We start from the raw sequence: 20,250 nt of genomic DNA on the forward strand, positions 1-20,250 counted from the left end.
TTTAGGAAATTTTACGAAAGTCAGCAAAAACAGACGTCGGATTTTATTTATGCTCTTTAGGAAGGTCAATCAATCAGACCTTGCTGCAGTGCATATTTTATAAGGGTAGCCGTGTTTCTTGATTTCGTTTTTTCAATCAGGTGTTGGCGATGCGATTCAACGGTACGCTTGCTGGCAAAAATCTTGTCTGCTATCTCGGCGTTGGTATAGCCCTCGGCAATTAGTTTCAGAACCTCCATTTCGCGTTTAGACAGCTCTGGCGAAGCAACCTGCCCATTGCCGTTGCCTGAGCCATCACCGTTGTTGGTTCGGTTCAGCAGGTTTAAGGCTACTTCAGAACAGATATAGGGATTATTGTTGGCCACGGTTTTAACGGCATGCACCAGCTCTTCTTTTCCCGCCGATTTTAGTACAAAGCCATGAGCGCCCGCGTCACGCACTTTTTGCACGTAACTGTTCTGGTTGAGCATGGTTAGAACCAGCACTTTAATATCAGGGTGCTTTTTCTGCAGATGCTGCAGTGTCTCAAAACCGTCCATCACTGGCATGTTCAGGTCCAGCATGACTACATCTGGAGTGACTTGTTCCAGCAACTGCAGCAGTTGCTGCCCATTTTCCGCTTCGCCAACAATCTGAATAGACCGCTCAGTTTTCAGCAATGATTTCAAACCATCTCTTATGATAGTGTGATCATCTACAAGAATTAACTTTACCATGTATCTCCTGTCTCTTCGTTTTCATAAAATGTAACTGCCCTTCTAATTTGAAATAGTAAAGGTTTAGGCAATTTATAGATTTTTCAGGTAATGATGCCGTCAGAACTTGCTCTGGTGGCACTTTTGCTAGGAAACCTACCAAATAGGGTATTTATACTTTACGTATAATTCAGTATTTGTGACATCAAAAAGGTAAAATACTTGTGGTAACTTTGTAATAGCAGTAGATGTGCACATAGCTAAGAATAGCAGTAGCCATGTGTGTATACAGTAGGGTAGGAATAATAGCTGTACAATCTTCAGGATTTTATTCATCTTTACACAGCCATTGGTGTAGTTCTTATTCTCAACTTTAATGGTATATAGCAATATAAAAAGACGTTAAACTGGCTCTTTAGCCATTTAGTCTCTCTTTATATAATCACATTAAAGGTAGTAAAGAGCCTCTTTGAATTAAACCAGCCCAGAAGTAGAGTTGCATTACTATAAATATTTTTTTACTTTACTAAAAAAAGTCCATGAAGATTGTCATTGAAGAAGAGCCGCAGGCGTACATTCTGCGGCTTAGTGGGGAGTTGGATGCCTCTACTTGTTTAGAGCTGGATAGGGAGATAGAAATGGCTTTGTGCAAGCCCATAGAGCAACTATGGCTTGATTTTCAGGACTTGAAATACATTTCATCGGCTGGTTTAGGGGTTTTGATTTCCCACTTAGGAACATTTGAGGCCCGCCAGATCAACCTGGTTTTGTACGGAATGAGTGAGCAGGTAAGGAACGTTTTTGAGTTACTGGGCCTGCACGTCATCATGACCATAGTGCCCTCTAAACAAGACGCACCCTTGCAATTAAAATAAACATTTGGTTAAATTTTACGCTGGCAACTCAAAAATTTCTTTTAATGGTGTTTTAAAACATCATTTCTTTGAATGGCTTTAGATGTAACATAGTAAAGCCCGCTTATACCAACCATACAAACAAGCAACAACGCCAGTAGCCTATTAGCTGCTGGCGTTGTTGCTTGTTGCCTGACCAAATTGTATTTTGTGTAGCGGAACGGCCGCTGTTTTGGGCCTCTTTTTCTAAAGACAAGCCCAAAACAGCGGCCGTTCCTCCTTTAATTTATTTGATAAGCTCTACTGTGATAATGGTGCCTTCACCTATTACAGAGTGTATGTGCATAGTTCCTTTCAAGAGCTTTGCCTGGTTCTTAATAGTAGCCAAGCCCATTCCCTTAGAGAGTACTTTGTCAGTTAATTTCATTCCCTTGCCATTGTCTTCTACCCGCACCATAATCTTTGGTCCTTTGTCAGTTACCTGCACCAGCGCTTCGGTGGCGTTGGCGTGCTTCATCACGTTGTTGAGCAGTTCCTGCACCATGCGGTACAAATGAGTCTCTAACACATAATCAGTGGAAAGGTCAAAGCCGGTGACAACGCATTGTACGGTTAAGTATGGAGTGCTTAACCGTTGCGCCAGTTCTTTCAAGGCTGTTTTTAGCCCGAAGTCTTGCAGAGCCCTCGGTATGAGCTCATGGGCCAGGGAGCGGGTTTCTTTAATGGCATCTTCCAGAAAAGCAGAGATGCGGTGCAGCGGATCGCCGTTCTTGCCCTTGTAACTCGCCTCAAAGTTTTCTAAGTTTAGCTTAGCGGCGTACAGCAACTGGGCCAGGCTGTTGTGCAGGGCTTCGGCAATACGTTTACGCTCTTCTTCCTGAGCTGAGATAACGGCGTTGGCCACCGCTTTCTGTTTATCAAGCTTCGTCTTCGTCTCTTCTTTCTGACGCTTCTGTTGCAAGGTGACATCATGCAAAATAGCCAAGGCCCCAATCACTTCTTTTTCTGGATTGAAAAAGGGAACCAAATTAATTTCATATGATCGGTTATTGCCTAACACAGGAGATTGGTACGTGGTAATGCGTTCTCCATTCAACACTCTGGTAAGGTGGTGGCGTAAATAAGCCTGCTGCTCTTTCTGGAAAAGGGAGAGCAGCGGTTTACCCAGTACGTCCGCCTTTTTCTTGGCCATGATTTCTTCCATGGTTTTGTTCCAGGCGGTCACGTTCATGTCAGGGTCAAAGGCAAGAATACCGTCAATGCTGTTTTCCAGAAGGTTTTCAGAGAATTCTTTCTCGGTCAGCAGCTTTTCCTGCATCTCTTTTAGCTCGGTCACGTCCAGGCCAAAGGCAATGCCCATGTTGCGTTGGGGGTCCAGGAACCCGAAGTTCTGGAAATGGACTCTTTTTCCCTGATAAGGGAAGTGGGCCGAGAAGCTCTTCACTTGCCCCTCCAGAATATCAGAAATATTATCTTTCAGGAACGGAAACAAATCAAATACATTTTTTCCGTTCAGCTCATGGTCTTGCAGGCCAAGGCTACGCAAGCCTTTGCCTCTTGCCTCTACATAGTAGCCGTTTTGGTCAATTAGGGCCAGCACCATGGGTATGTTTTGCAGAATCTGGTTCAGGAGCATGGTTTGCCGTTGGGCTTCCACCTCGGCCTGTTTCTGGTGGGTTACATCCAGGCAAAAACCAATGGCCTCGCCCGTTAACGATTCCTGGAACAGGTACACTTGTTTGTACACCTGCCGCCCTTCAATATCAAACTCGGCTAAGGTGTTTATTTTATTCCCCTCCAGCGCTTTAGTAATATGGCGCTCCAGTTCATTGTGCACGGGGGCAAAGGTTTGGCCAATCATCTGGTGCTCCTGCAGGCCCAGGGCTTTTAGGCCCGCGCCTCTTGACTCGCGCACGTGGCCGTCTTTGCCGAAGCGCCAGAGCGTAACGGGCAGGTTCTGCAGAATGGCCGTCACCGTCTCGTTCAGTTGCCGTATCTCGCGTTCGGCCCGCAGCTTTTCAGTGATATCTTGCGCCGTGCCTACCAGTTGGGTGGGTTTGCCCGAGGCCCCGCGCTTGAACACGGTTTCGCGGAAGTAGATATTGCGCCAGCTGCCGTCTTTGGCCAACACCCGCACATGAGACTCCAGAAACACCCCGTCTTCTACTTCTTCAAAACGCTTTGGCCGGTCAAACAGCAGGTGGGCGTCTTCGGGGTGGTAGAGGGTGTCTAGTAAGTCGCGCGGGTGGTTTTTTATGTCGGCTTTGGAGTAACCCAGAAAGGCCAGAAAATCGCGGTTGTTGTAGATGTTGCGGTGCTGGAGCAGGTCTTCCACGTACAGGAAATCGGGCATGGCCTCGGCCATTTTCTTTAGCAGCAACTGGCTTTCCTGCAGTTTCTCGTTGGCAATGCGTTGTTGGGTTACGTCTTCAAAAGTGAGCACGAAGCCGTCTTCCAGTTTTACCGCCACGCAGTTCAACCAAAAGTCCTGCTCTTCTTTTTTGAAATGCGCAGTGAAAGTGGCGGGCAAGCCGTTCTCCACCACCTGCATAAACGTGGCTAAATGGCCTTCGGTCACGGTGCTGGGAAGTATGTCGGTCAGGCGGCTGCGGTGCAACTGCTCCAGCGTATGGTCCAGAAAAAGCTCGGCGGTACGGTTAAGCAAGAGCCACTCAAAATCAATGATGGTCCCCTCGCTGTTGCGCACGGCTTTAAACACCTGTATGGCATTGAGCGAGCTGTTGATGATGGCCGACAGCATGTTTTCTTTGTTAGAAAGCGCAATGTGGGCGGTTTTACGCTCGGTCACGTCTACAAAGGCAACGCGGCACTGGTCGGTATCATTCTCTCGCCGCAGCAATTGCCCTTCCAGCTGGGCATAAAAGACGGTGCCAATGTTGGTCAGTATCTGCAGCTCCACGGTTTGCACGGTCTCTGACAGCAATACTTTCCGGAAGAAGCCGTAATAGGCGTCAAGGCTGTCTGAATGAATGAACTGGCTGAAGCGGCGGGACTCCAGTTGCTCTCTTTTGGCGGAAAGCAACTGCATGCCTTTCTCATTGGCTTCTTCAATGATGCCATGCTCGTCTAGCGTCACATACCCGAAAGGGGAGTAGTGGTAGAGGTTCTGGTACTTGGCTTTGGTGACTTCCAGTTCCTGCGTGGCCTGTTGCAGCTGGTGGTTCTGCATTTCCAGCTCCACCTGGTGTATCTGTAGCTCCTGAATCAGCCGCCGTATCTCATGGTCGGGCATGTTCTGCACATCTTCCATGCTAACGGGTTTCTGCAGTTTTTGCGCCTCTTGCCGCAGCAGCGAAAAGTCATGGGCCATGCCATGGCGGAAATTCTTTTCTTCACTCATAGGAGAACGGGTTCAGGAATTTAAACAAGCTCTTGCAACAGCGGGAGGCGGCTACTTCTCAAAAACCTCCAGGGCCAACAATATTTTAAAGGGTTTGTTTTCGGTTTGCTCCACGCGGCGGGTGTTCAGAGTCATGCGGCGGTAGCCCAGTACCGGAAACTCGTGCTCCAGTTCTTCATTCTGAATTTCTATGCCTTCCAGCAGCACCTTGTTCATGAGTTCTTTGAGCGGCGGAATGTCCCATTGGCCATTGCCCAAATGGTACAGCCACTGGCCTTTCAGTTGCTCTGGTATAAGTTGAAACGCCTGGGCAAAGGCATTGCTGGCGCACTCTACCCGCAGCTGCCCGTCTAGTACCACCAGCGGCTGCTGAATAATGTCTATGATGTTGGCGGCGTACAGGCTGGTGGCGGCTACGCTGGCCTCCAGGTTCTTGAAGGTGGTGATGTTGGTGAACGTGACCACCGCGCCGTCTATAAAGTTGTCGGCGGTGCGGTAGGGGAGCACGCGCATAGAATACCACTGCTGCCCGTCTACGGTTTGCAGGTGCACTTCTTTGCTGCGTAGCCGGTCCAGTACCTCGCGCACGTCTTCGGCAATGTGCTGGTACTTCAGGTTGGAAGCAATGTGCGTGATGGAACGGCCAATATCGGCCCGAATCAGGTTGAAGATCTGTGTGGCCTGCGGCGTGAAATTCCTAATGTTGAGCTCGTTGTCCAGAAAGATGGTGGCAATCTCGGTGCTGTCCAACAGGTTCTTCATGTCGTTGTTGGAATTGGTCAGCTCCTCGGTCTTGGTCTGGTATTGGAGATTGATGGTCATGAGCTCCTCGTTCAGAGACTGCATTTCCTCTTTGTTTGTCATAGACTCCTCGTTGGTGCTCTGCAGTTCTTCGTTTGCGCTCTGCAGCTCCTCATTGGTAGATTTTAGCTCTTCTAAAGAGGAGTTCATTTCTTCAATGGTGGTTTGTAGGCGCTGCTTAGTGTACTGCAGCTCTTTCTCCAGCTCGGCAATGCGCGCGTCTTTCTGTGAGGCGTCTTCGGTGGTGGCTTTGCCGCCCCGCTTGGCTTTGGGCTTTGGCTTGGGCATGTCTTCAAATACCACCATCAGCATGCCCTGTAGCTGGGCGGGCTCTTTGATAGGAGTCACCGTCAGCCGTATGAAATGGTCGCCGTGGTCGGTTTTTACCTGCAGGTTTTCTACCGTGGCTGGCTCATGCAGCACACTGGCCCGGTTCACCAGATTATTCAGCTCAAAGGTGAGGCCCTCGCGGGCCATGTCGAACACGTTGAGGTTGGCTTGGCCCTGGGCGGGCTCCAGATACTTGCCGGTGCGGCCATGTATGTAAAAAATATCGCCTTTGGGGTTGACGATGACCGAGGGCGGGGCAAAATAATGCAGCATGACGCGCTGTACCAACTGGCTCATGTTGCCCTCTCTTTTAACGTGATTGGTGGGTTCTGGGTGTGGTTTCACGGTTTCAAAGGAAGTAAAGTTGAACGGAAACTCTACCAGGCGCGCCAGGGGAACGGCGGTTTCATTGCGGCGGGAAATTTTCCATTTAGAGTCAAGGGTGGTAAACATTTCAGGGAAGCCGGAAATGGTTTCAGAGGAGCCCAAAAAAAGCAGCCCGTGGGGGTTGAGCGAGTAGTGGAACACCGGAAAAAGCTTCTTCTGCAAATCTGAGGAAAGGTAGATGAGCAGGTTGCGGCAGGTGAGCAGGTCAAGCTTGGTAAAGGGCGCGTCGCGGTTTATGTTGTGCACGGCAAACACTACCATATCGCGCAGCTCTTTCTTGACGTGGTAGTGGTTTTCTACTTTGGTGAAGTACCGGCGCAGGCGCTCCGGCGAAATATCACCTGATATATTATCCAAATAATAGGCGGCGCGGGCGCGGTCAATGGCCTCGGGATCAATGTCGGTGGCAAAAATCTGTATTTTCAGGTGCAGGTTCAGTTTGTCAATGCATTCCTGTAGCAGAATGGCAATGGAGAATGCTTCTTCGCCGGTTGAGCAGCCCGCCACCCACACCCGCACATAATCGCCGTCTTTTTTGGTTTTGAGCAGCTCAGGCAGGTATTTCTCCTGCAGCAGGTAAAACGCCTCGGGGTCTCTAAAGAACTTGGTCACGCCAATGAGCAGCTCCTTGAACAGCATTTCCACCTCCTGCGGATTTTCATGCAGCAGCTGTACGTATTCAGAAAATTGGGCAATCTGGTGACTGTTCATACGCCGCTCAATGCGCCGAAAAATGGTGTTGCGCTTGTACAGCGAAAAGTCATGCCCAGTCTTGTTGCGGATGAGCGTGAAAATCTTCTGCAGCATTTGGCTGGACTTGTGCGCCTCTACCACGTGATTGCCTTTGATAGGCGGCATGTTGGCGTAGGCCACCAATTTCTCCGGCATGTTCTCCACGGGCAGCACGTGGTCTACAAACTCGGTTTTAATGGCGTTGCGGGGCATGGCATCAAAGCGGGCGGTGTGGGGGTCTTGCACCATCACCATGCCAAAGTTCTCCATAATCATTTTCACGCCCAGGGTACCGTCTGCGCCCATGCCCGAGAGCACAATGCCAATGGCGTGCTCGCGGCGGTTCACGGCCAGACTCTGGAAAAAGAAATCAATAGGCATGCGCTGGCCCTTGGGGTGCTCTGGGTCATGCAGCCGGAACAGGTTCCGCTCCAACGAGGTTTCTTTATTAGAGGGCACCACGTACACGTGGTCCGGCTCCACTTCCATGTTGTCCTGAATCTGCACCACGGGCAAGGAAGTATAGCGCTTGATTATTTCGGTCATCATGCCCTTGTGGGTGGGGTCAAGGTGCGGCACTACCACAAAGGCCATTCCGGTATTGGCTGGTAAATGCTGGAAAAACGTCTCAAACCCCTCTAAAGAGCCCGCCGAGCCACCCAAGCCCACTACCTGAAAATCAGTGTTGGGTTTGGTGGGGGGGATAATCTCTTTGGTAATTAAAAGACCGGGGTATTTGGCTGACGTGACTTTTTCGTCTGGTTCTGCATTCTCCATAAAGGCTTTACGTAATAGAAGGGCTTCCGTCTTTGGGGTGACTACATTCAGGCCTGGAAATTGGTTAGTTTTCTGCCCTCCCAGAAAACTGTTTCCTCTCTTTTCCTGAACTCTACAAGGTACAAAAATTACCGCAGAAACTTGTTAAATCAGGCTCTTACGCCCGTAAGAATCCGCATAAATACGGTGGGGTAGGAGGTATAAATTGGTATTTAAGTGGGCATTAACCCTACCTGCCTAGTCACCTCAGAAAGAACACTGGTTCAAGCGCAAGAAGTGTTCATTTCCGGTGCTTTCGTGTACCATAGAAACTGTTTCAGAGCGGCAGTAGAGAATGACACAGTCTTGTTCAGGCTTGGCGGTTATGGCATCGCAACTGCCAAGGCATAAAAAGAAGGGTTCAGATGGACTGTGCCCGCCGTTTGCGCGTATTAATTCAAATACCAACCCAACCTGCATGAAACTTCCGCACCACGACATAATAGTGATAGGTACCTCGGCCGGCGGCATGGCCGTCCTCTGTGATTTGCTGGAAAAATTACCCGGCGATTTGCCAGCTTCTATTTTTATTGTGCAACACCTGTCCCACGACTCCAACTCAGATATACTGGTAGAACGGCTGAGTAAAGTAACCGCCTTCAAATGCCAGGTGGCGCAGCACGAGCAAACCATTAAACAGGGCCACCTGTACTTTGTACCGCAAGACAAGCACCTGCTCCTGCAAAAGGGCAGGATGTTGGTGACCAAAGGCCCCCGCGAAAACCTGTTCCGCCCCGCCATTGACCCGCTTTTCCGTTCGGCGGCGGCCGCGTACGGTCCCCGTGTGATTGGTATTGTGCTCACCGGCATGCTGCAAGACGGCACCGTGGGCATGGAAATGATTAAGCGGAGCGGCGGTATTACCATGGTGCAGGCCCCCTCTGAAGCCGAATACCCCGACATGCCCCAGAGTGTGCTGAACGAGATAGAGGTAGACTACGTGGCCACCGTGGCCGAAATGGCCGATTTGCTGCCGGAGCTGGTTTTTGTGCCCGCCTCGGCCACCGCCGAAATTCCGGAGGACATTACTTATGAAGCCAGCATTGCCGAACGCTTGATGCTGGATTCCGGAAAAATTGAGGACACCGACCTGATGGGCCCGCGGTCGCCTTTTTCGTGCCCCAGTTGCGGCGGCGCGCTCTGGGAAGTAAACCAAGGGCACGTAAGACACTACCGCTGTCACGCCGGCCACGCCTTTACCCCTGAGGCCTACCTGAACGCCAATGTGGAGTCTGTGGAAGAGACGCTATGGGTGGCCTTGCGCATGCTGGAAGAGCGCCGCACCATGCTCAGTGCCATGGCCGAGCAAGACCGCCGCAAAGGCCACGCCCACTGGTCAGAGGCGCAGGAAGACCGCGCGAACGAACTCAAAATCCACATTGCCCGCATACGCCACCTGCTGCTCTCTAACGCCAACGCCAAACACCGCCACGACGGCCAGAGCGAAAGTGCTTAGGGAGTGGCGTTTTGGGTCTGTTTTTGGGAAATGGGGCCTAAAACAGGAAAGGCTAAAAGCAGCCGCTTATTTGCTTTTATAATCCGGATGTAGAAAGCACAGGAGAATCTCTCACACGCATGTTAGTTAATTCCTCCTATTGAAAGTAAGGGGTAACCTTTCCCAGTAGGTGAATTGGAAATCCGTTTCTTTCTAATGTTTTTATACCTAGTTTTTTCCGTAGAAATACAACCTCCTCTGAAAGACTCCGTTGAAATACATGCAGTTAAAAATTTGAAGGGAATGATGCGCGCGGAAGAAAAAGTGTTAAAGCAGATATATAAACTTGTAAAGGGAGATACCTCTCCTGTGCATTTGCCGGTGTCGGCGGAAATAGTAGGGGAAGTAACTAACCTACCGCTGGAGCGGGTGCTGGCGTGTTGTAAAGTACTGGAGAACCATGGCTTTTTAGTCAGCAGCAACGGCCTCACCGGGCCCCGGTTCTACATTACCAAAGCAGGCATGGCAGAAGCCCAAAAGCCTAACGTGTCGTTGTTTGTGCATGCGCCAGCCAACGGTTCAAGAAGACGGGTGTAAAACCATTTATTCTAAAAAAGATCTTTTCTCCTGTTTCGGGGCTGTTTTCTGAAAAACAGCCGAAACAGGAGTTTTTGTGTTAGCGGCGGGGATGCTCTTTTCGCCAACCCACCACCAGCAAGATAATCCAGACCGGATAGAAAGGACTCGCCACGGAGCCTAGGTAGGGGTCTGCCACAAAAGGCAGTACCAAAACCAGCAGCAGGTTCAGCACCAACCCAATAGCTCCTATCTTGTAATATACGTTCCAGTTCTTCATACGCGGCTACAGTCTTACTCTTTCTCATTCGGATAAAGGGGAGAAAGGTTGCTTAAAGGTATTTTTGGGCGATAAAGTGGCTGAAGAAGTTTGTAAGAATAGGTATTGGCCTGCTATAGAAAGGTGTGGCTATCGGCCCCTCCTAAACTAGGAGGGAAGTTCTCTGCAGCTGTGTTTTAGGAGAATGCTGATTCCTGAAAACCGTGGGAGACAAGGCAGTGCCTGATCCCTACAGAACCAATACCTCTTGCTCAAATGACCTGGCAGCGTCTGCACCAATGCAATGAACAGTGAACAGTAACCAGTGAGCAGTAAATAGTGAGCAGTGGCGCCAATCTGGAGATTGGCTGTCCGGCAGTGCGTAGAGCGCTGTCGCTAACTCTACGCACAACAACAATAACAACAACAACAACAACAACAACAACAACAACAAAAGAAAGAAAGAAAAGGAGATGCGCGTTAGCGCGAGTGACTCTACCCAGGAACTGCAGAAGCAGAAAACCAACAGCAGTATTTCAACAGCAACACAGGAAGCAGGATTGGAACTGTTACCAGGCGTGGGGATGAGCGCCTCGCTTTGAGCGGTGCCGCGCCAGCGGCAAGACCGAAGGTCTAGTAAAAAGGGCAGTGCGAATCCACAGGGCGGGGCCTCGCGGCCGTGAGCGCACGGAGCCAAAGAGACGGAGAAGGCAAAATGTGAGACCTTGGGTCAGCCACCACCACGCCAGCTCGGCAGCGGAAAAAAGATAATGTACGGACAGGTCGCGACCTGTCCTTTGCGTTGGCTAATACATTGTCGCCTGCAATGGAACATATTCGTTAGATCCCTCGGCGATACTCGGGATGACCACAAAAGAGAAGGATCAGGAATGCGTGGATCGGCTTGTGTAAACATCCCCCTTCGCCCCCTTCAAAGGGGGAGTATCAAATATGCGTCAGCAGCTTTTGACTTAGCTAAACTTAGGTTATTTAAAAGTGTAAAAGCAGCAGCTTCTACCTTTTATCCTTCCTTCTCCCAATTATCTTCGTCATCTGGCCAAACCGCCACATACATAGGAGCGTCTCCTTTTTTGCAGGCCCGGAACATAAGGCTGGTTTCAAAGCTGAATTCCACATTACCTTTGGGGTCCATGGCTATGAAGTTGCGGTCGCCATCTATGCGGTCTTTATACAGAGTCATGGCGGCTTTGCTGGCTTCTTGTAAAGACAGGCCCTTGTATTTCATATGGGCGTACACCTCATGGGCAGTGTTGGCGCGCATAATGCCTTCGCCATCGCCGGTGCAGGACACGGCACAGACGTCATTGTTGGCGTAGGTGCCAGAGCCAATGATAGGGGTGTCGCCTACACGACCCTGGTACTGGTTTACTAAACCGCCAGTGGAGGTGGCGGCGGCCAGATTGCCGGTTTTGTCTAGGGCCACGGCGCCCACGGTGTCTTTTCCTACCGTCTCTTCTTCTTTCTTTGCCTCTTTCAGCGCTTTCTCCTTTTCTTCGGTTTTAAAGTATTCCTCTGCCTTGAACGGTAAGTCATGGTCACGAGCAAAATCTTCCGCACCGGTGCCGCAGATAAGCACGTGCTTTGACTCTTGCATAATGGTCTTAGCCACGGTAATAGGGTTTTTTACGTGCTTTACCCCAGCCACGGCACCGGCTTGCATGGTTTTACCGTCCATAATACAGGCGTCAAACTCGTTGCTTTCATCTTTAGAGAGGCTGCCGCCCCTACCAGCGTTGAAGAGGGGATTGTTTTCCATGCTCCGGACGGCGGCCTCTACGGCATCTACGGCGCTGCCGCCGTCGTTCAGAATATGCCAGCCGGCCATGAGGGCGTTTTCCAGCCCCTGTTCATAGGCAGCCTGTTTTGAATCACTCAGTTCGTCGCGGCTCTTGTTCTCTGCGCCTCCGTGAATGGCAATTCCCCAGTTGTTTTCCATAGTGGTAGTGTTAGGTCGGTCTTTCTGTTGTCTCTCCTGATAAGGAGCGCTCCAATGTACGGACAGAGGGCTGGGTAGTTGAACGGATAAATACCAGTTTAGCCGGTGTTTCTACTGATTAATTTTTCTGGTAAAATGCTGCTTGGCTTATAGAGGATAGGCTTGCCACCACAAAAAGCAACTTTATCTGCTGATTGTAGTGCAGTAATAAGACCAGTTGAGGGAAAAAGCCGTGTTTTTCACCAGAATTTGCCGTGTTTTTTCCGGCACTTTCTGGCGCGGCAAAAGCGTATAATATAGAGCAAGCCTACAGCTGCCCAAAAGCCTACGCTGGCGCAACACAGGCTGCTAAAAATTATATTCTTAACGCAAACCATACAAACTTACTTATGATTCGGCACCCCAGACTAAACAAACAATGGCTGAAAGCAACTCACACTGAAAAGAGCAGAAAGCGGCGGGTAGGCTGGTTTTTTAGAGGGTGGATGCCTTGCCAGGAGTGCAAGAAATAAGGATAAGAGAAATTTTATACATATAAGGCGCAAGCCACACAGGCAGGAAAGGATATGCAGAAAATCATCACGGAGAAGATTGGCAGAAAAGTGATCATAGTGTTGCAGGGTGATGTAGATGCCTCAGATGCCAGGCTGAGCAGGCGCTTGCACCCAGTCCGGCAAGTAATTCAGGAGGTTCATGTTTGGATAGACTGTGCTGAGGTAAAGTGCATAAAATCCACGGCATTTGCCATTTTATAAACCAGCTGCTGCTCCTGAAAGAAGCCAACGTGCGTATTACGTTGCTGAACATGCCCCTACCGCAGCGGCAAATCCTGCGGATAATGGGCCTGGAGCCGCTTTTTACTTTTGTGCCAGACTTTGAAGAGGCGTATCAGTTGGTACAGGCCTCCTGAAAACCTGCCAGAGCAGTTGGATATCATTAAGAGAGAAAGGCAGAAGCTATGAAACTGGAACAATTTTCTGATTTAGATGAAGCATTGGCCTACCTGCGCCAGCACCACTACTTATACTCTTTTAAGTGCAGCAAACGCGGCTGGCGCTGTATCCAAACCAATGACACATTCTTTCCGGAGGAATTGAGCATAGACGCTTGCCACAGGTTCCGGCAATGCGGAGGCGCCCACACTGTGGCAGTACTTTATGCCGTGAGCACGCCCTGCGGTAAAAGAGGGCTAATCCTGGACAACTGCAGTACTTACGGCAACCCGCAGTTCGGCGATTTTCTGGTACGTATGAAGTTACAGCAGATGCTGCCGAGCAGGAAAAACGCCAGTTAGCACAAGCTCTGCCAACAACTCTTTGAGGCTACTCTGTATTTGGGGTAAATCCTGTTTTTGCCTTATTTTGAAGAAAACAGGCCCAAAACAGAATTTCATTCCTGAATTTGCGGCTTATTCAAACGGCACCATTTCTTTCCACAATCTGTCAAACTCCTGGCAATACGCTACAGCAGTATGCTTGTCTGAAGTGATCAGAATGTTCTCGTGGTTGTAGAGGGCTGCGCTGCGGGTCCAGTTGTAAGAGCCGGTGAGCACATGCCGGTTATCTGCAATGGCAAATTTATGGTGCATGTGGTTGTGGGTATTATCTACCCTTATCTCCAGCCCCGCGGCCGCCAAATCCCTAATATCAGAGCCCTTGTCATAGAGTTTCTCGTTGTCGGTAAGCAGCAGTACCTCTACGCCCCGCTCATATGCCTCCACAATGGCTTTTGAAATACGGTCATCAGAGATGGTGAACACGCAGATTTTCAAAGAGGCCTGTGCGCCTTTTATAAACTTCAGAATAGCTTGTAAGCATTCATCGCCGGGGCTAAAGAAAACACCTGTTTCAACGGTAGAAGTCCGGAACAACATAACTGTAGGGTATATTTTAGGGAAGAAGAGAAGAATTGCAACAATTTACAAGCAACAGAAGCAGACTGTAGTTAAAGCGTAGTCATTCAAGCATTTTTGCTGTTTCAGGGCTTATTTTCTAAAAACAGGCCTAAAACGCAATATGTAGTTGTCAGTCAATTAACTTCATTCTGTCATTAGTTTTCTCACCAGGCTTTCCAGTCGTGTGAGCCGCTCCTCAACCGAGGAAGGTGACTTTAGATACGTACTGTACATGCCGTCTACGTGCCAGATCTCCAGAATTTCATCTGCCGGAACGGTAAGGTGGTCGTAGTCTGGGTTATCAGCTTTGAGCAGGAGGTTGTTTTCTTCGGTAAGGCCCTGCAATCGGCGGGCGGTCAGTTTAGTTTGGGTAACTATTACATACACCTCATTTAGCTTCAGCTGACTTGCATCTAAGGGAGTGGCAGAGCAATAGAGAATATCACCGTGTCGAAGACCGTATTGCTGGTACTGCATTTCAGAACCGGTATGTTCAAAGGCGCGGTGCAGCATTTGGGGTTCACCTGGCAAAATGAGCGAGGGAAGGCCATTGATAAACTGTGTCTCTTGCCGCCGCACGAAATACTCTTCCTGCTGGTTAGCCATTACCAACGCGGCTCTATACACGGGGGCGGCTGTCTCCTCTGCTACTTTTATTAGCAGTTGTTCCTGCTCTTTATTTCTTTTAAAGATATCGAAACCGTATAAATCATTGACGGTTAGCTCTTTGGTGATAAGTAAATCAAGGCTTATGCCGAAATGACGGGCAATTTGCACCAACGTTTCAATTTTGGGTTCAGAGCGGCCCTCTTCATAGGCACCCACGCTAGGTCGCGCTAAATCAAAGAGTTGCGCAAAAGCAGCTTGGCTCAAATTCTTGACTGTCCTGATCTTCTTGATGTTCTTCCCGATGCTCGACATGAAAAATATTTTAAAAATATTTGTGCTACAATTTTGAGCTAATCTATTTTTTGTAGTATAATTGCCTTCGAATTCAGGGCAAGTTAAGAAGATATTTTGAAAATGGCTATAAGTATGAGCAGTAGCAGGCGTTTTGAAGAATTTGACTTGTGCCGGATGACAAGAAGAAAAGTAGATAGAGTGGTCAGGATTATGAGCAGTGGAACGGAGAGGGGAAATTAAGATTCCTTTTTTCTTGAGTGGTTTCAGAAGTTAAGCCAGGCAACAGACATTCAACACAAAGCATTCAACCATTGAGACCAGTTACTATGAAACCAGGCAGCAGATTATTTGATTTTGTTTCGCTCACTATCACTTACCTTGTTGTAAAGATAGGGCATGCCGCCCTGGGCTTTCAATATGACTTCTTTAGCAAAGAGATGTTCTCGGTTAACCTGCTTATAGATGTTTTATCTTGGGCGGTGGTGTACACGTTGGTCCGGTATCTTCTAAAAAAGATAGCCCCAAGCAAAGAATCCTACAGTTAAAACAAAGCGAACGCTGCCACTTTTATATTGAATCATAAATAGGATATGAAAAAAAACTACTTTCTGATAGTCAAAAATTATTTGCTGGAACTGGACTTTGAGATTACTCACCAAGACGAGCAAGATTGTGTGTTGGTAGTGGATAAAGAAAGTCTGGGCATTAAAAACCTGGTGCTGGGCTGCACAGACCCGCTCCTGATTATGGAGCAGTACCTGATGGAATTACCCCATGTAACGGTAGAAATTTGCCAAAACCTGCTCCAGAAAAACCGAGACATCATACACGGGGCTTTTGTACTGGATGAGAGCGGTCGCCGGCTCATTTTCCGGGACACCCTGCAAATGGCTAAGCTTGACCTGCACGAAATTGAAGCTTCTTTGAACTCCCTGGCGCTCTTGCTGAGCGAGTACTCTGACCAACTCATCAAATTCTCTAAAAACTAACCCTACCTACCATGAATATTCTGCAACGCATTCTAAAAATAGGCCAGGCCGAAGCGCATGCCGCGGTTAACCAGCTGGAAGACCCCATTAAACTGACGGAGCAAGGCATAAGAGACATGCGCGAAGATCTGGACAAGAGTCTTCTGGCGCTGGGCGAGGTAAAGGCCATGGCCATCAGGGCCCGGAACGAGGCAGAGGCGCACCGCCGGAAAGCCAGGGACTATGAAAACAAAGCTGTGCAGCTGTTGCAGCGGGCTCACCAAGGCGATTTAAATTCTGCCGAGGCTGACCGCTTGGCGGGTGAGGCCCTGGCCCGCAAGGAAGAGTGCAGCCAACTTTCTGCCGCCTCACAAAACGAACTGACCAGCTTTGAGAAAACGGTAGCGCAAATGGAGCAAAACGTGCAGGCCCTGAAAAGCACCATCAGTAAATGGGAAAACGAGCTGCGGGTGCTTAAGTCAAGGGTAACGGTGAGCAACGCCACCAAAACCATGAACAAGCAGCTGGCTCAGATAGATTCTTCCGGTACGGTGGCTCTGCTGGAGCGCATGAAGCAGAAAGTAGCGGTGGAGGAGTCCTTGGCAGAGTCTTACGGAGAAATGGTTCAGGAAAGCCGCTCCCTTGATCAGGAAATAGACCAGGCGCTGGATGTCAGCGCTGCCCAGAGATCAGCCCAAAGCGTGGCAGCCCTGAAAGCAAAGCTCGGTCTCATGCCAGAACCAGAGAAGCCCTCAGAACAGGAATAGCCAAATGCGTTTTAGGCCTGTTTTTCTGAAAACAAAGCCAAAAACAAGAATTGCGTGGTGGTTAATTTAGAAATCCGCTGTCCGCTCTTCCGGATTTGCAATCCGGGAGTTACTGCTCTGGGTTTTGAAATCTCAGTGCCGGCAGTTCCTGATTTGGTCACTGAAGGGGGTTGCAAATCCTGAACAGTAATAAAGGTTTTCTAGATACCAAAGGAAGCAAAACTGCTGGCCAAACAACTCGCTTACCACCCGTTTTAGGCCTGATTTTCACAAAACAGCTCTAAAACGAAAAGATCAGCAACTCTTAACTCATAACTTTTAACTCAAAACTCCTTTCAAGATGGGAAAAATAGGATTCATGTTATCTGCAGCGATTGGTATTTGGGTAATGACGGGTGGAAGTGGAGTAGACCAAGAGGTATTGGCGGTGTGGCCAATCTTTACAGAGGTAAAGATGACAGTGGCCTCTGTCAGCGCTGAAATGTGGCAGACTGTTCTGGTAGAACTGCTGCCTGCTAAGTGGATTCCATAAGGCAAGGGCGCCTTGCCTGTGAAAATTTTCAGCAAGAGCCCATAAATGTCTTTAGAAGTGTGTAGGAATTTGTAGATTTAGAAAGAGAAACAGATTGCGTATGGAAGAACTTTTACAAGCCGCCGTAGCCCCAGCCAATGTCTTTGCCACGGGCTTACTCATCTTCGTGATGCTGTATTGGGTAACTGTTATTCTGGGCGTGTTTGACATCAGTTCCTTTGATATTGAATTTGAAACCAATGTAAACACCGATACCGATGGCGTTTCATCTGTGGCTTGGCTGAACTCCGCGTTGGCTTTCTTTAACCTGGGCAAAGTGCCGCTCATGTTCTTCCTTACGTTCTTTGCGCTGCCTTATTGGGTGCTCTCGGTATCTGTAAACTATTTGTTAGGTACGCAGGATATTTGGCTGGGGCTTGTGCTTATTTTACCGCTCATGCTAGTGTGCCTGGTGCTCTCTAAATTTATGACCTGGCCCTTCGTGAAATTGTTTGACGCCATGGAAAAGGACGGAGAGTCAAATCAGGTGATCATTGGCCAGACCTGTACCATTCTACTGCCTGCCAATCACCAGCAAACTGGGCAGGCCTCAGTGCGCACCAAAGGATCTCCCTTGCTTCTGAATGTGAGAACAAGCCAGGGGCATCTGGTGCAGAAAGGCGATACCGCCCTGGTTATAGAATACCTACCTGAAACCAATCTTTATTTAATAGAACCTTATCAAACTCTTTAACCCTCTATTTTATGTTTGAAGCAATTACGCTTACCTCCACCGTGCTCATTGCGCTGGTGGTCTTTGGGGTCTTCGTCATCATCATAAAGATGTACCGGAAGGCCATTCAAGGCGAGGCACTGGTACGTACCGGTATGGGCGATACCAAAGTGTCTTTCTCCGGTATTTTCGTGGTGCCGATCATCCACAAACTGGAGATGATGGACATCACACTCAAAACCATTGTCATAGCGCGTACCGGGTCAGAAGGTCTGGTGTGTAAAGACAACATGCGGGCCGATATCAAGGTGAATTTCTTTGTGCGGGTAAACAAAACCGCCGAAGACGTGGTGCAGGTGGCCCAGAGCATTGGCTGTAAACGCGCCTCTGACCCTACCGCCCTAGAAAGCCTCTTTGATGCTAAGTTCTCTGAGGCCCTGAAAACGGTAGGCAAGCACTTTGATTTTGTGGAGCTGTACCAGAGCCGCGACGATTTCAAGCGCCAGATTCTGCAAACCATCGGCACCGACCTGAACGGCTACGTGCTAGACGACTGCGCCATTGACTACTTGGAGCAGACTCCGCTCAGCAGCCTGAACGAGAATAATATCTTAGACGCCGAGGGTATCAAGAAGATCATTGACCTCACCGCCCGGCAAAAAGTACAGGCCAACCTTATTGAGCGCGAGAAAGAAAAGACCATTAAGAAGCAAAATGTAGAGGCGCAGGAAACCATTCTGGAACTGGAGAAACAGCTAGCGGAGAACGAAGAAAAGCAGCGCCGCGAGATTGCCAGCATCAAAGCCAGAGAGGCCGCCGAGATTGAGAAAGTAACCCAGGAGCAGCGCATGATAGCCGAGCGGGCCCGCATTGCCACCGATGAAGAAGTACAGATTTCAGAGCAAAACCGTGACCGTCAGGTATTGGTAGCTGAGCGCAGTAAGCAACGCACCGATGCCGTAGAAACCGTTCGCGTGGAGCAAGCCAAAATGCTGGAAGAAAACGAAATGCAGCGCATTGTGGCATTGGCCCAAATTGAAAAGGAGAAGGCCATTGAGGAAGAGCGCAAAAATATTCAGGCTATCATCAAAGAGCGCGTGGTGGTAGAAAAGGCAGTGGTGGAAGAGGAAGAGAAAATCAAAGACACCAAAGCCTTGGCTGAAGCCGACCGGGTGAAAGCCGTCGCCATTAAAAATGCGGAGATGGAAGCCGAAGAAGCCTTGGTGAAAGAGATTAAGGGAGCCGAAGCTGCCCGTACTGCCGCTGAATTCAAGGCCAAGCAGATGCTCATTGATTCTGAAGCAGAAAAAGAAGCCTCATTGAACCGTGCCCAAGCTATAAAACTAATGGCCGAGGCCACCGCCGCCGAGGCTGCCGCCATAGGCCTCTCTGAAGCTCAGGTAATGGAAGCGAAAGCTGCCGCCCAGGAGAAAGTAGGCGAATCAGAAGCCGCCGTGATGGAAATGCAAGCCATTGCCACTGCCAAGGCAATCAAAGCCAAAGCCGAGGCCCAGGCCGAAGCTGATGAGAAATTAGGAATGGTAGCTGCCAAAGTAACGCAAGAGAAGGGTTTGGCCGACGCTTCTATTGTAGCCAACCTGGCTGCCGCCGAAGAGAAACGTGGTTTAGCCGAAGCCCGTGTGAGCGGCGAGAAGTTTGCCGTAGAAGCCAAAGGCATAGAAGAAAAAGCAGATGCCATGAAGAAGCTGGATGGCGTGGGCAAAGAGCACGAAGAATTCAAGCTCCGTCTGGAGAAAGACAAAGCCATTGAACTGGCCCACATTGACATCCAGAAAGAAATTGCCGCATCTCAGGCCTCTGTGATCGCTGAAGCGTTGAAAGCTGCTAAAATTGATATTGTAGGCGGTGAGACCATGTTCTTCGACCAGATTGTAGGCTCCATCACCAAAGGCAAGCAAGTAGACCGCCTGGTCACCAATAGCGAAGTGCTGGGCACCGTGAAAGACGCCTTCTTCCAGAAAGACGGCAACGGCCACATCGACTTCAAAGCCAACCTTCAGCGCTTCATCACGCAGTTCGGTATGGACACCGAAGATGTGCGCAATTTGAGCGTGTCTGCCCTGCTCCTGAAAATGATGCAGCAGAAAACGCTGGATGACGCCACCGCCAACACCCTGAAAGAACTAACTTCCACGGCTACTGCCTTAGGTTTGGGTGACAAGCCGGTATACACGCTGAACTAATTTCCTCAAAATTTCCTCTCTTCCGGTTCGGGAGAGAGGAAAGCAGGGGAAAGTTTTGGAGCTGTTT

Annotated in this window: 20 protein-coding genes; 13 read left to right on the forward strand and 7 right to left on the reverse strand. The window is 49.3% G+C overall.

The features are described 5' to 3' along the window. Positions 1-65: 65 nt before the first annotated feature. Positions 66-716: a response regulator gene (locus A8O23_RS17615; RefSeq protein ID WP_066624177.1), complete on the reverse strand. Its 651-nt coding sequence runs from the start codon at positions 714-716 to the stop codon at positions 66-68. 518 nt (positions 717-1,234) lie between these two features. Between A8O23_RS17615 and A8O23_RS17620 the strand changes: the two genes are divergently transcribed. Beyond that, on the forward strand, positions 1,235-1,570 hold the full coding sequence (locus A8O23_RS17620) for an STAS domain-containing protein (protein WP_066624183.1): 336 nt from the start codon (positions 1,235-1,237) through the stop codon (positions 1,568-1,570). A 265-nt stretch (positions 1,571-1,835) separates the two neighbouring features. On the opposite strand, the gene A8O23_RS17625 is transcribed toward A8O23_RS17620, so the two are convergent. Both A8O23_RS17625 and A8O23_RS17630 read right to left on the reverse strand, forming a co-directional pair. After that, entirely contained in the window at positions 1,836-4,910 is a 3,075-nt protein-coding gene (locus A8O23_RS17625) for a PAS domain-containing sensor histidine kinase (RefSeq protein WP_066624191.1), read from the reverse strand. A gap of 51 nt (positions 4,911-4,961) precedes the next feature. Next, positions 4,962-7,937 (reverse strand): CheR family methyltransferase, encoded by a 2,976-nt coding sequence (locus A8O23_RS17630; protein WP_082883144.1) that lies wholly within the window; start codon positions 7,935-7,937, stop codon positions 4,962-4,964. A gap of 364 nt (positions 7,938-8,301) precedes the next feature. On the opposite strand from A8O23_RS17630, the gene A8O23_RS17640 reads away from it, so the two are divergent. Then, on the forward strand, positions 8,302-9,432 hold the full coding sequence (locus A8O23_RS17640; protein ID WP_161486763.1) for a chemotaxis protein CheB: 1,131 nt from the start codon (positions 8,302-8,304) through the stop codon (positions 9,430-9,432). Between the two features lie 282 nt (positions 9,433-9,714). Beyond that, positions 9,715-10,008, forward strand: coding sequence for a hypothetical protein (locus A8O23_RS17645; protein WP_153042266.1), 294 nt, complete (start codon positions 9,715-9,717; stop codon positions 10,006-10,008). 79 nt (positions 10,009-10,087) lie between these two features. On the opposite strand, the gene A8O23_RS17650 is transcribed toward A8O23_RS17645, so the two are convergent. Next, positions 10,088-10,267: a hypothetical protein gene (locus A8O23_RS17650; RefSeq protein ID WP_066624199.1), complete on the reverse strand. Its 180-nt coding sequence runs from the start codon at positions 10,265-10,267 to the stop codon at positions 10,088-10,090. 452 nt (positions 10,268-10,719) lie between these two features. Between A8O23_RS17650 and A8O23_RS22005 the strand changes: the two genes are divergently transcribed. Continuing rightward, a complete protein-coding gene (locus A8O23_RS22005; RefSeq protein ID WP_262506464.1) occupies positions 10,720-10,848 on the forward strand; it encodes a hypothetical protein in 129 nt (42 codons plus the stop codon). Positions 10,849-11,267: 419 nt separating this feature from the next. On the opposite strand, the gene A8O23_RS17655 is transcribed toward A8O23_RS22005, so the two are convergent. Then, positions 11,268-12,203: an isoaspartyl peptidase/L-asparaginase family protein gene (locus tag A8O23_RS17655; RefSeq protein WP_082883146.1), complete on the reverse strand. Its 936-nt coding sequence runs from the start codon at positions 12,201-12,203 to the stop codon at positions 11,268-11,270. A 566-nt stretch (positions 12,204-12,769) separates the two neighbouring features. Here A8O23_RS17655 and A8O23_RS21485 point away from each other — a divergent pair. From A8O23_RS21485 to A8O23_RS17670, 3 genes are read left to right on the forward strand one after another with little or no spacing between them, the layout of a single operon-like run. After that, positions 12,770-12,958 carry a hypothetical protein gene (locus tag A8O23_RS21485; RefSeq protein WP_153042267.1) on the forward strand — a complete coding sequence of 63 codons (189 nt, stop codon included), beginning with the start codon at positions 12,770-12,772 and terminating at the stop codon, positions 12,956-12,958. Further along, positions 12,925-13,113, forward strand: a complete 189-nt coding sequence (locus A8O23_RS17665; protein ID WP_066624208.1) for a hypothetical protein — start codon at positions 12,925-12,927, stop codon at positions 13,111-13,113. Before A8O23_RS21485 ends, A8O23_RS17665 begins: the two co-directional genes overlap by 34 nt. Positions 13,114-13,161: 48 nt before the next feature. After that, entirely contained in the window at positions 13,162-13,497 is a 336-nt protein-coding gene (locus A8O23_RS17670) for a hypothetical protein (protein ID WP_066624210.1), read from the forward strand. 114 nt (positions 13,498-13,611) lie between these two features. On the opposite strand, the gene A8O23_RS17675 is transcribed toward A8O23_RS17670, so the two are convergent. Together A8O23_RS17675 and A8O23_RS17680 are read right to left on the reverse strand one after the other, a co-directional pair. Further along, the gene (locus A8O23_RS17675) at positions 13,612-14,076 is read right to left on the reverse strand and encodes a phospholipase D-like domain-containing protein (protein WP_066624213.1); all 465 of its coding nucleotides are present in this window, start codon (positions 14,074-14,076) and stop codon (positions 13,612-13,614) included. Positions 14,077-14,241: 165 nt separating this feature from the next. Further along, the gene (locus A8O23_RS17680; RefSeq protein WP_074988429.1) at positions 14,242-15,018 is read right to left on the reverse strand and encodes an XRE family transcriptional regulator; all 777 of its coding nucleotides are present in this window, start codon (positions 15,016-15,018) and stop codon (positions 14,242-14,244) included. Positions 15,019-15,326: 308 nt separating this feature from the next. Between A8O23_RS17680 and A8O23_RS17685 the strand changes: the two genes are divergently transcribed. From A8O23_RS17685 to A8O23_RS17710, 6 genes are all read left to right on the forward strand, one after another. Then, positions 15,327-15,545, forward strand: a complete 219-nt coding sequence (locus A8O23_RS17685) for a hypothetical protein (RefSeq protein ID WP_066624219.1) — start codon at positions 15,327-15,329, stop codon at positions 15,543-15,545. A gap of 45 nt (positions 15,546-15,590) precedes the next feature. Continuing rightward, on the forward strand, positions 15,591-15,989 hold the full coding sequence (locus A8O23_RS17690; RefSeq protein ID WP_066624222.1) for a YbjN domain-containing protein: 399 nt from the start codon (positions 15,591-15,593) through the stop codon (positions 15,987-15,989). An 11-nt stretch (positions 15,990-16,000) separates the two neighbouring features. Beyond that, the gene (locus A8O23_RS17695; RefSeq protein WP_066624229.1) at positions 16,001-16,735 is read left to right on the forward strand and encodes a PspA/IM30 family protein; all 735 of its coding nucleotides are present in this window, start codon (positions 16,001-16,003) and stop codon (positions 16,733-16,735) included. Between the two features lie 340 nt (positions 16,736-17,075). Further along, on the forward strand, positions 17,076-17,267 hold the full coding sequence (locus tag A8O23_RS21655) for a hypothetical protein (protein WP_066624237.1): 192 nt from the start codon (positions 17,076-17,078) through the stop codon (positions 17,265-17,267). 100 nt (positions 17,268-17,367) lie between these two features. Next, the gene (locus tag A8O23_RS17705; protein WP_066624239.1) at positions 17,368-18,000 is read left to right on the forward strand and encodes an OB-fold-containig protein; all 633 of its coding nucleotides are present in this window, start codon (positions 17,368-17,370) and stop codon (positions 17,998-18,000) included. Between the two features lie 11 nt (positions 18,001-18,011). Further along, positions 18,012-20,183 carry a flotillin family protein gene (locus A8O23_RS17710; protein WP_066624241.1) on the forward strand — a complete coding sequence of 724 codons (2,172 nt, stop codon included), beginning with the start codon at positions 18,012-18,014 and terminating at the stop codon, positions 20,181-20,183. The last annotated feature ends 67 nt before the right edge of the window (positions 20,184-20,250 follow it).

Source organism: Rufibacter roseus (genome assembly GCF_001647285.1).
Lineage (GTDB): Bacteria > Bacteroidota > Bacteroidia > Cytophagales > Hymenobacteraceae > Nibribacter > Nibribacter roseus.

Excerpts from the sequence above, each read along its gene's own strand:
- A8O23_RS17615 (WP_066624177.1), bottom strand. The coding sequence starts at position 716 with ATGGTAAAGTTAATTCTTGTAGATGATCACACTATCATAAGAGATGGT.
- A8O23_RS17620 (WP_066624183.1), top strand. The coding sequence starts at position 1,235 with ATGAAGATTGTCATTGAAGAAGAGCCGCAGGCGTACATTCTGCGGCTT.
- A8O23_RS17625 (WP_066624191.1), bottom strand. The coding sequence starts at position 4,910 with ATGAGTGAAGAAAAGAATTTCCGCCATGGCATGGCCCATGACTTTTCG.
- A8O23_RS17630 (WP_082883144.1), bottom strand. The coding sequence starts at position 7,937 with ATGGAGAATGCAGAACCAGACGAAAAAGTCACGTCAGCCAAATACCCC.
- A8O23_RS17640 (WP_161486763.1), top strand. The coding sequence starts at position 8,302 with ATGGCATCGCAACTGCCAAGGCATAAAAAGAAGGGTTCAGATGGACTG.
- A8O23_RS17645 (WP_153042266.1), top strand. The coding sequence starts at position 9,715 with ATGATGCGCGCGGAAGAAAAAGTGTTAAAGCAGATATATAAACTTGTA.
- A8O23_RS17650 (WP_066624199.1), bottom strand. The coding sequence starts at position 10,267 with ATGAAGAACTGGAACGTATATTACAAGATAGGAGCTATTGGGTTGGTG.
- A8O23_RS22005 (WP_262506464.1), top strand. The coding sequence starts at position 10,720 with ATGCGCGTTAGCGCGAGTGACTCTACCCAGGAACTGCAGAAGCAGAAA.
- A8O23_RS17655 (WP_082883146.1), bottom strand. The coding sequence starts at position 12,203 with ATGGAAAACAACTGGGGAATTGCCATTCACGGAGGCGCAGAGAACAAG.
- A8O23_RS21485 (WP_153042267.1), top strand. The coding sequence starts at position 12,770 with ATGCAGAAAATCATCACGGAGAAGATTGGCAGAAAAGTGATCATAGTG.
- A8O23_RS17670 (WP_066624210.1), top strand. The coding sequence starts at position 13,162 with ATGAAACTGGAACAATTTTCTGATTTAGATGAAGCATTGGCCTACCTG.
- A8O23_RS17675 (WP_066624213.1), bottom strand. The coding sequence starts at position 14,076 with ATGTTGTTCCGGACTTCTACCGTTGAAACAGGTGTTTTCTTTAGCCCC.
- A8O23_RS17680 (WP_074988429.1), bottom strand. The coding sequence starts at position 15,018 with ATGTCGAGCATCGGGAAGAACATCAAGAAGATCAGGACAGTCAAGAAT.
- A8O23_RS17685 (WP_066624219.1), top strand. The coding sequence starts at position 15,327 with ATGAAACCAGGCAGCAGATTATTTGATTTTGTTTCGCTCACTATCACT.
- A8O23_RS17690 (WP_066624222.1), top strand. The coding sequence starts at position 15,591 with ATGAAAAAAAACTACTTTCTGATAGTCAAAAATTATTTGCTGGAACTG.
- A8O23_RS17695 (WP_066624229.1), top strand. The coding sequence starts at position 16,001 with ATGAATATTCTGCAACGCATTCTAAAAATAGGCCAGGCCGAAGCGCAT.
- A8O23_RS21655 (WP_066624237.1), top strand. The coding sequence starts at position 17,076 with ATGGGAAAAATAGGATTCATGTTATCTGCAGCGATTGGTATTTGGGTA.
- A8O23_RS17705 (WP_066624239.1), top strand. The coding sequence starts at position 17,368 with ATGGAAGAACTTTTACAAGCCGCCGTAGCCCCAGCCAATGTCTTTGCC.
- A8O23_RS17710 (WP_066624241.1), top strand. The coding sequence starts at position 18,012 with ATGTTTGAAGCAATTACGCTTACCTCCACCGTGCTCATTGCGCTGGTG.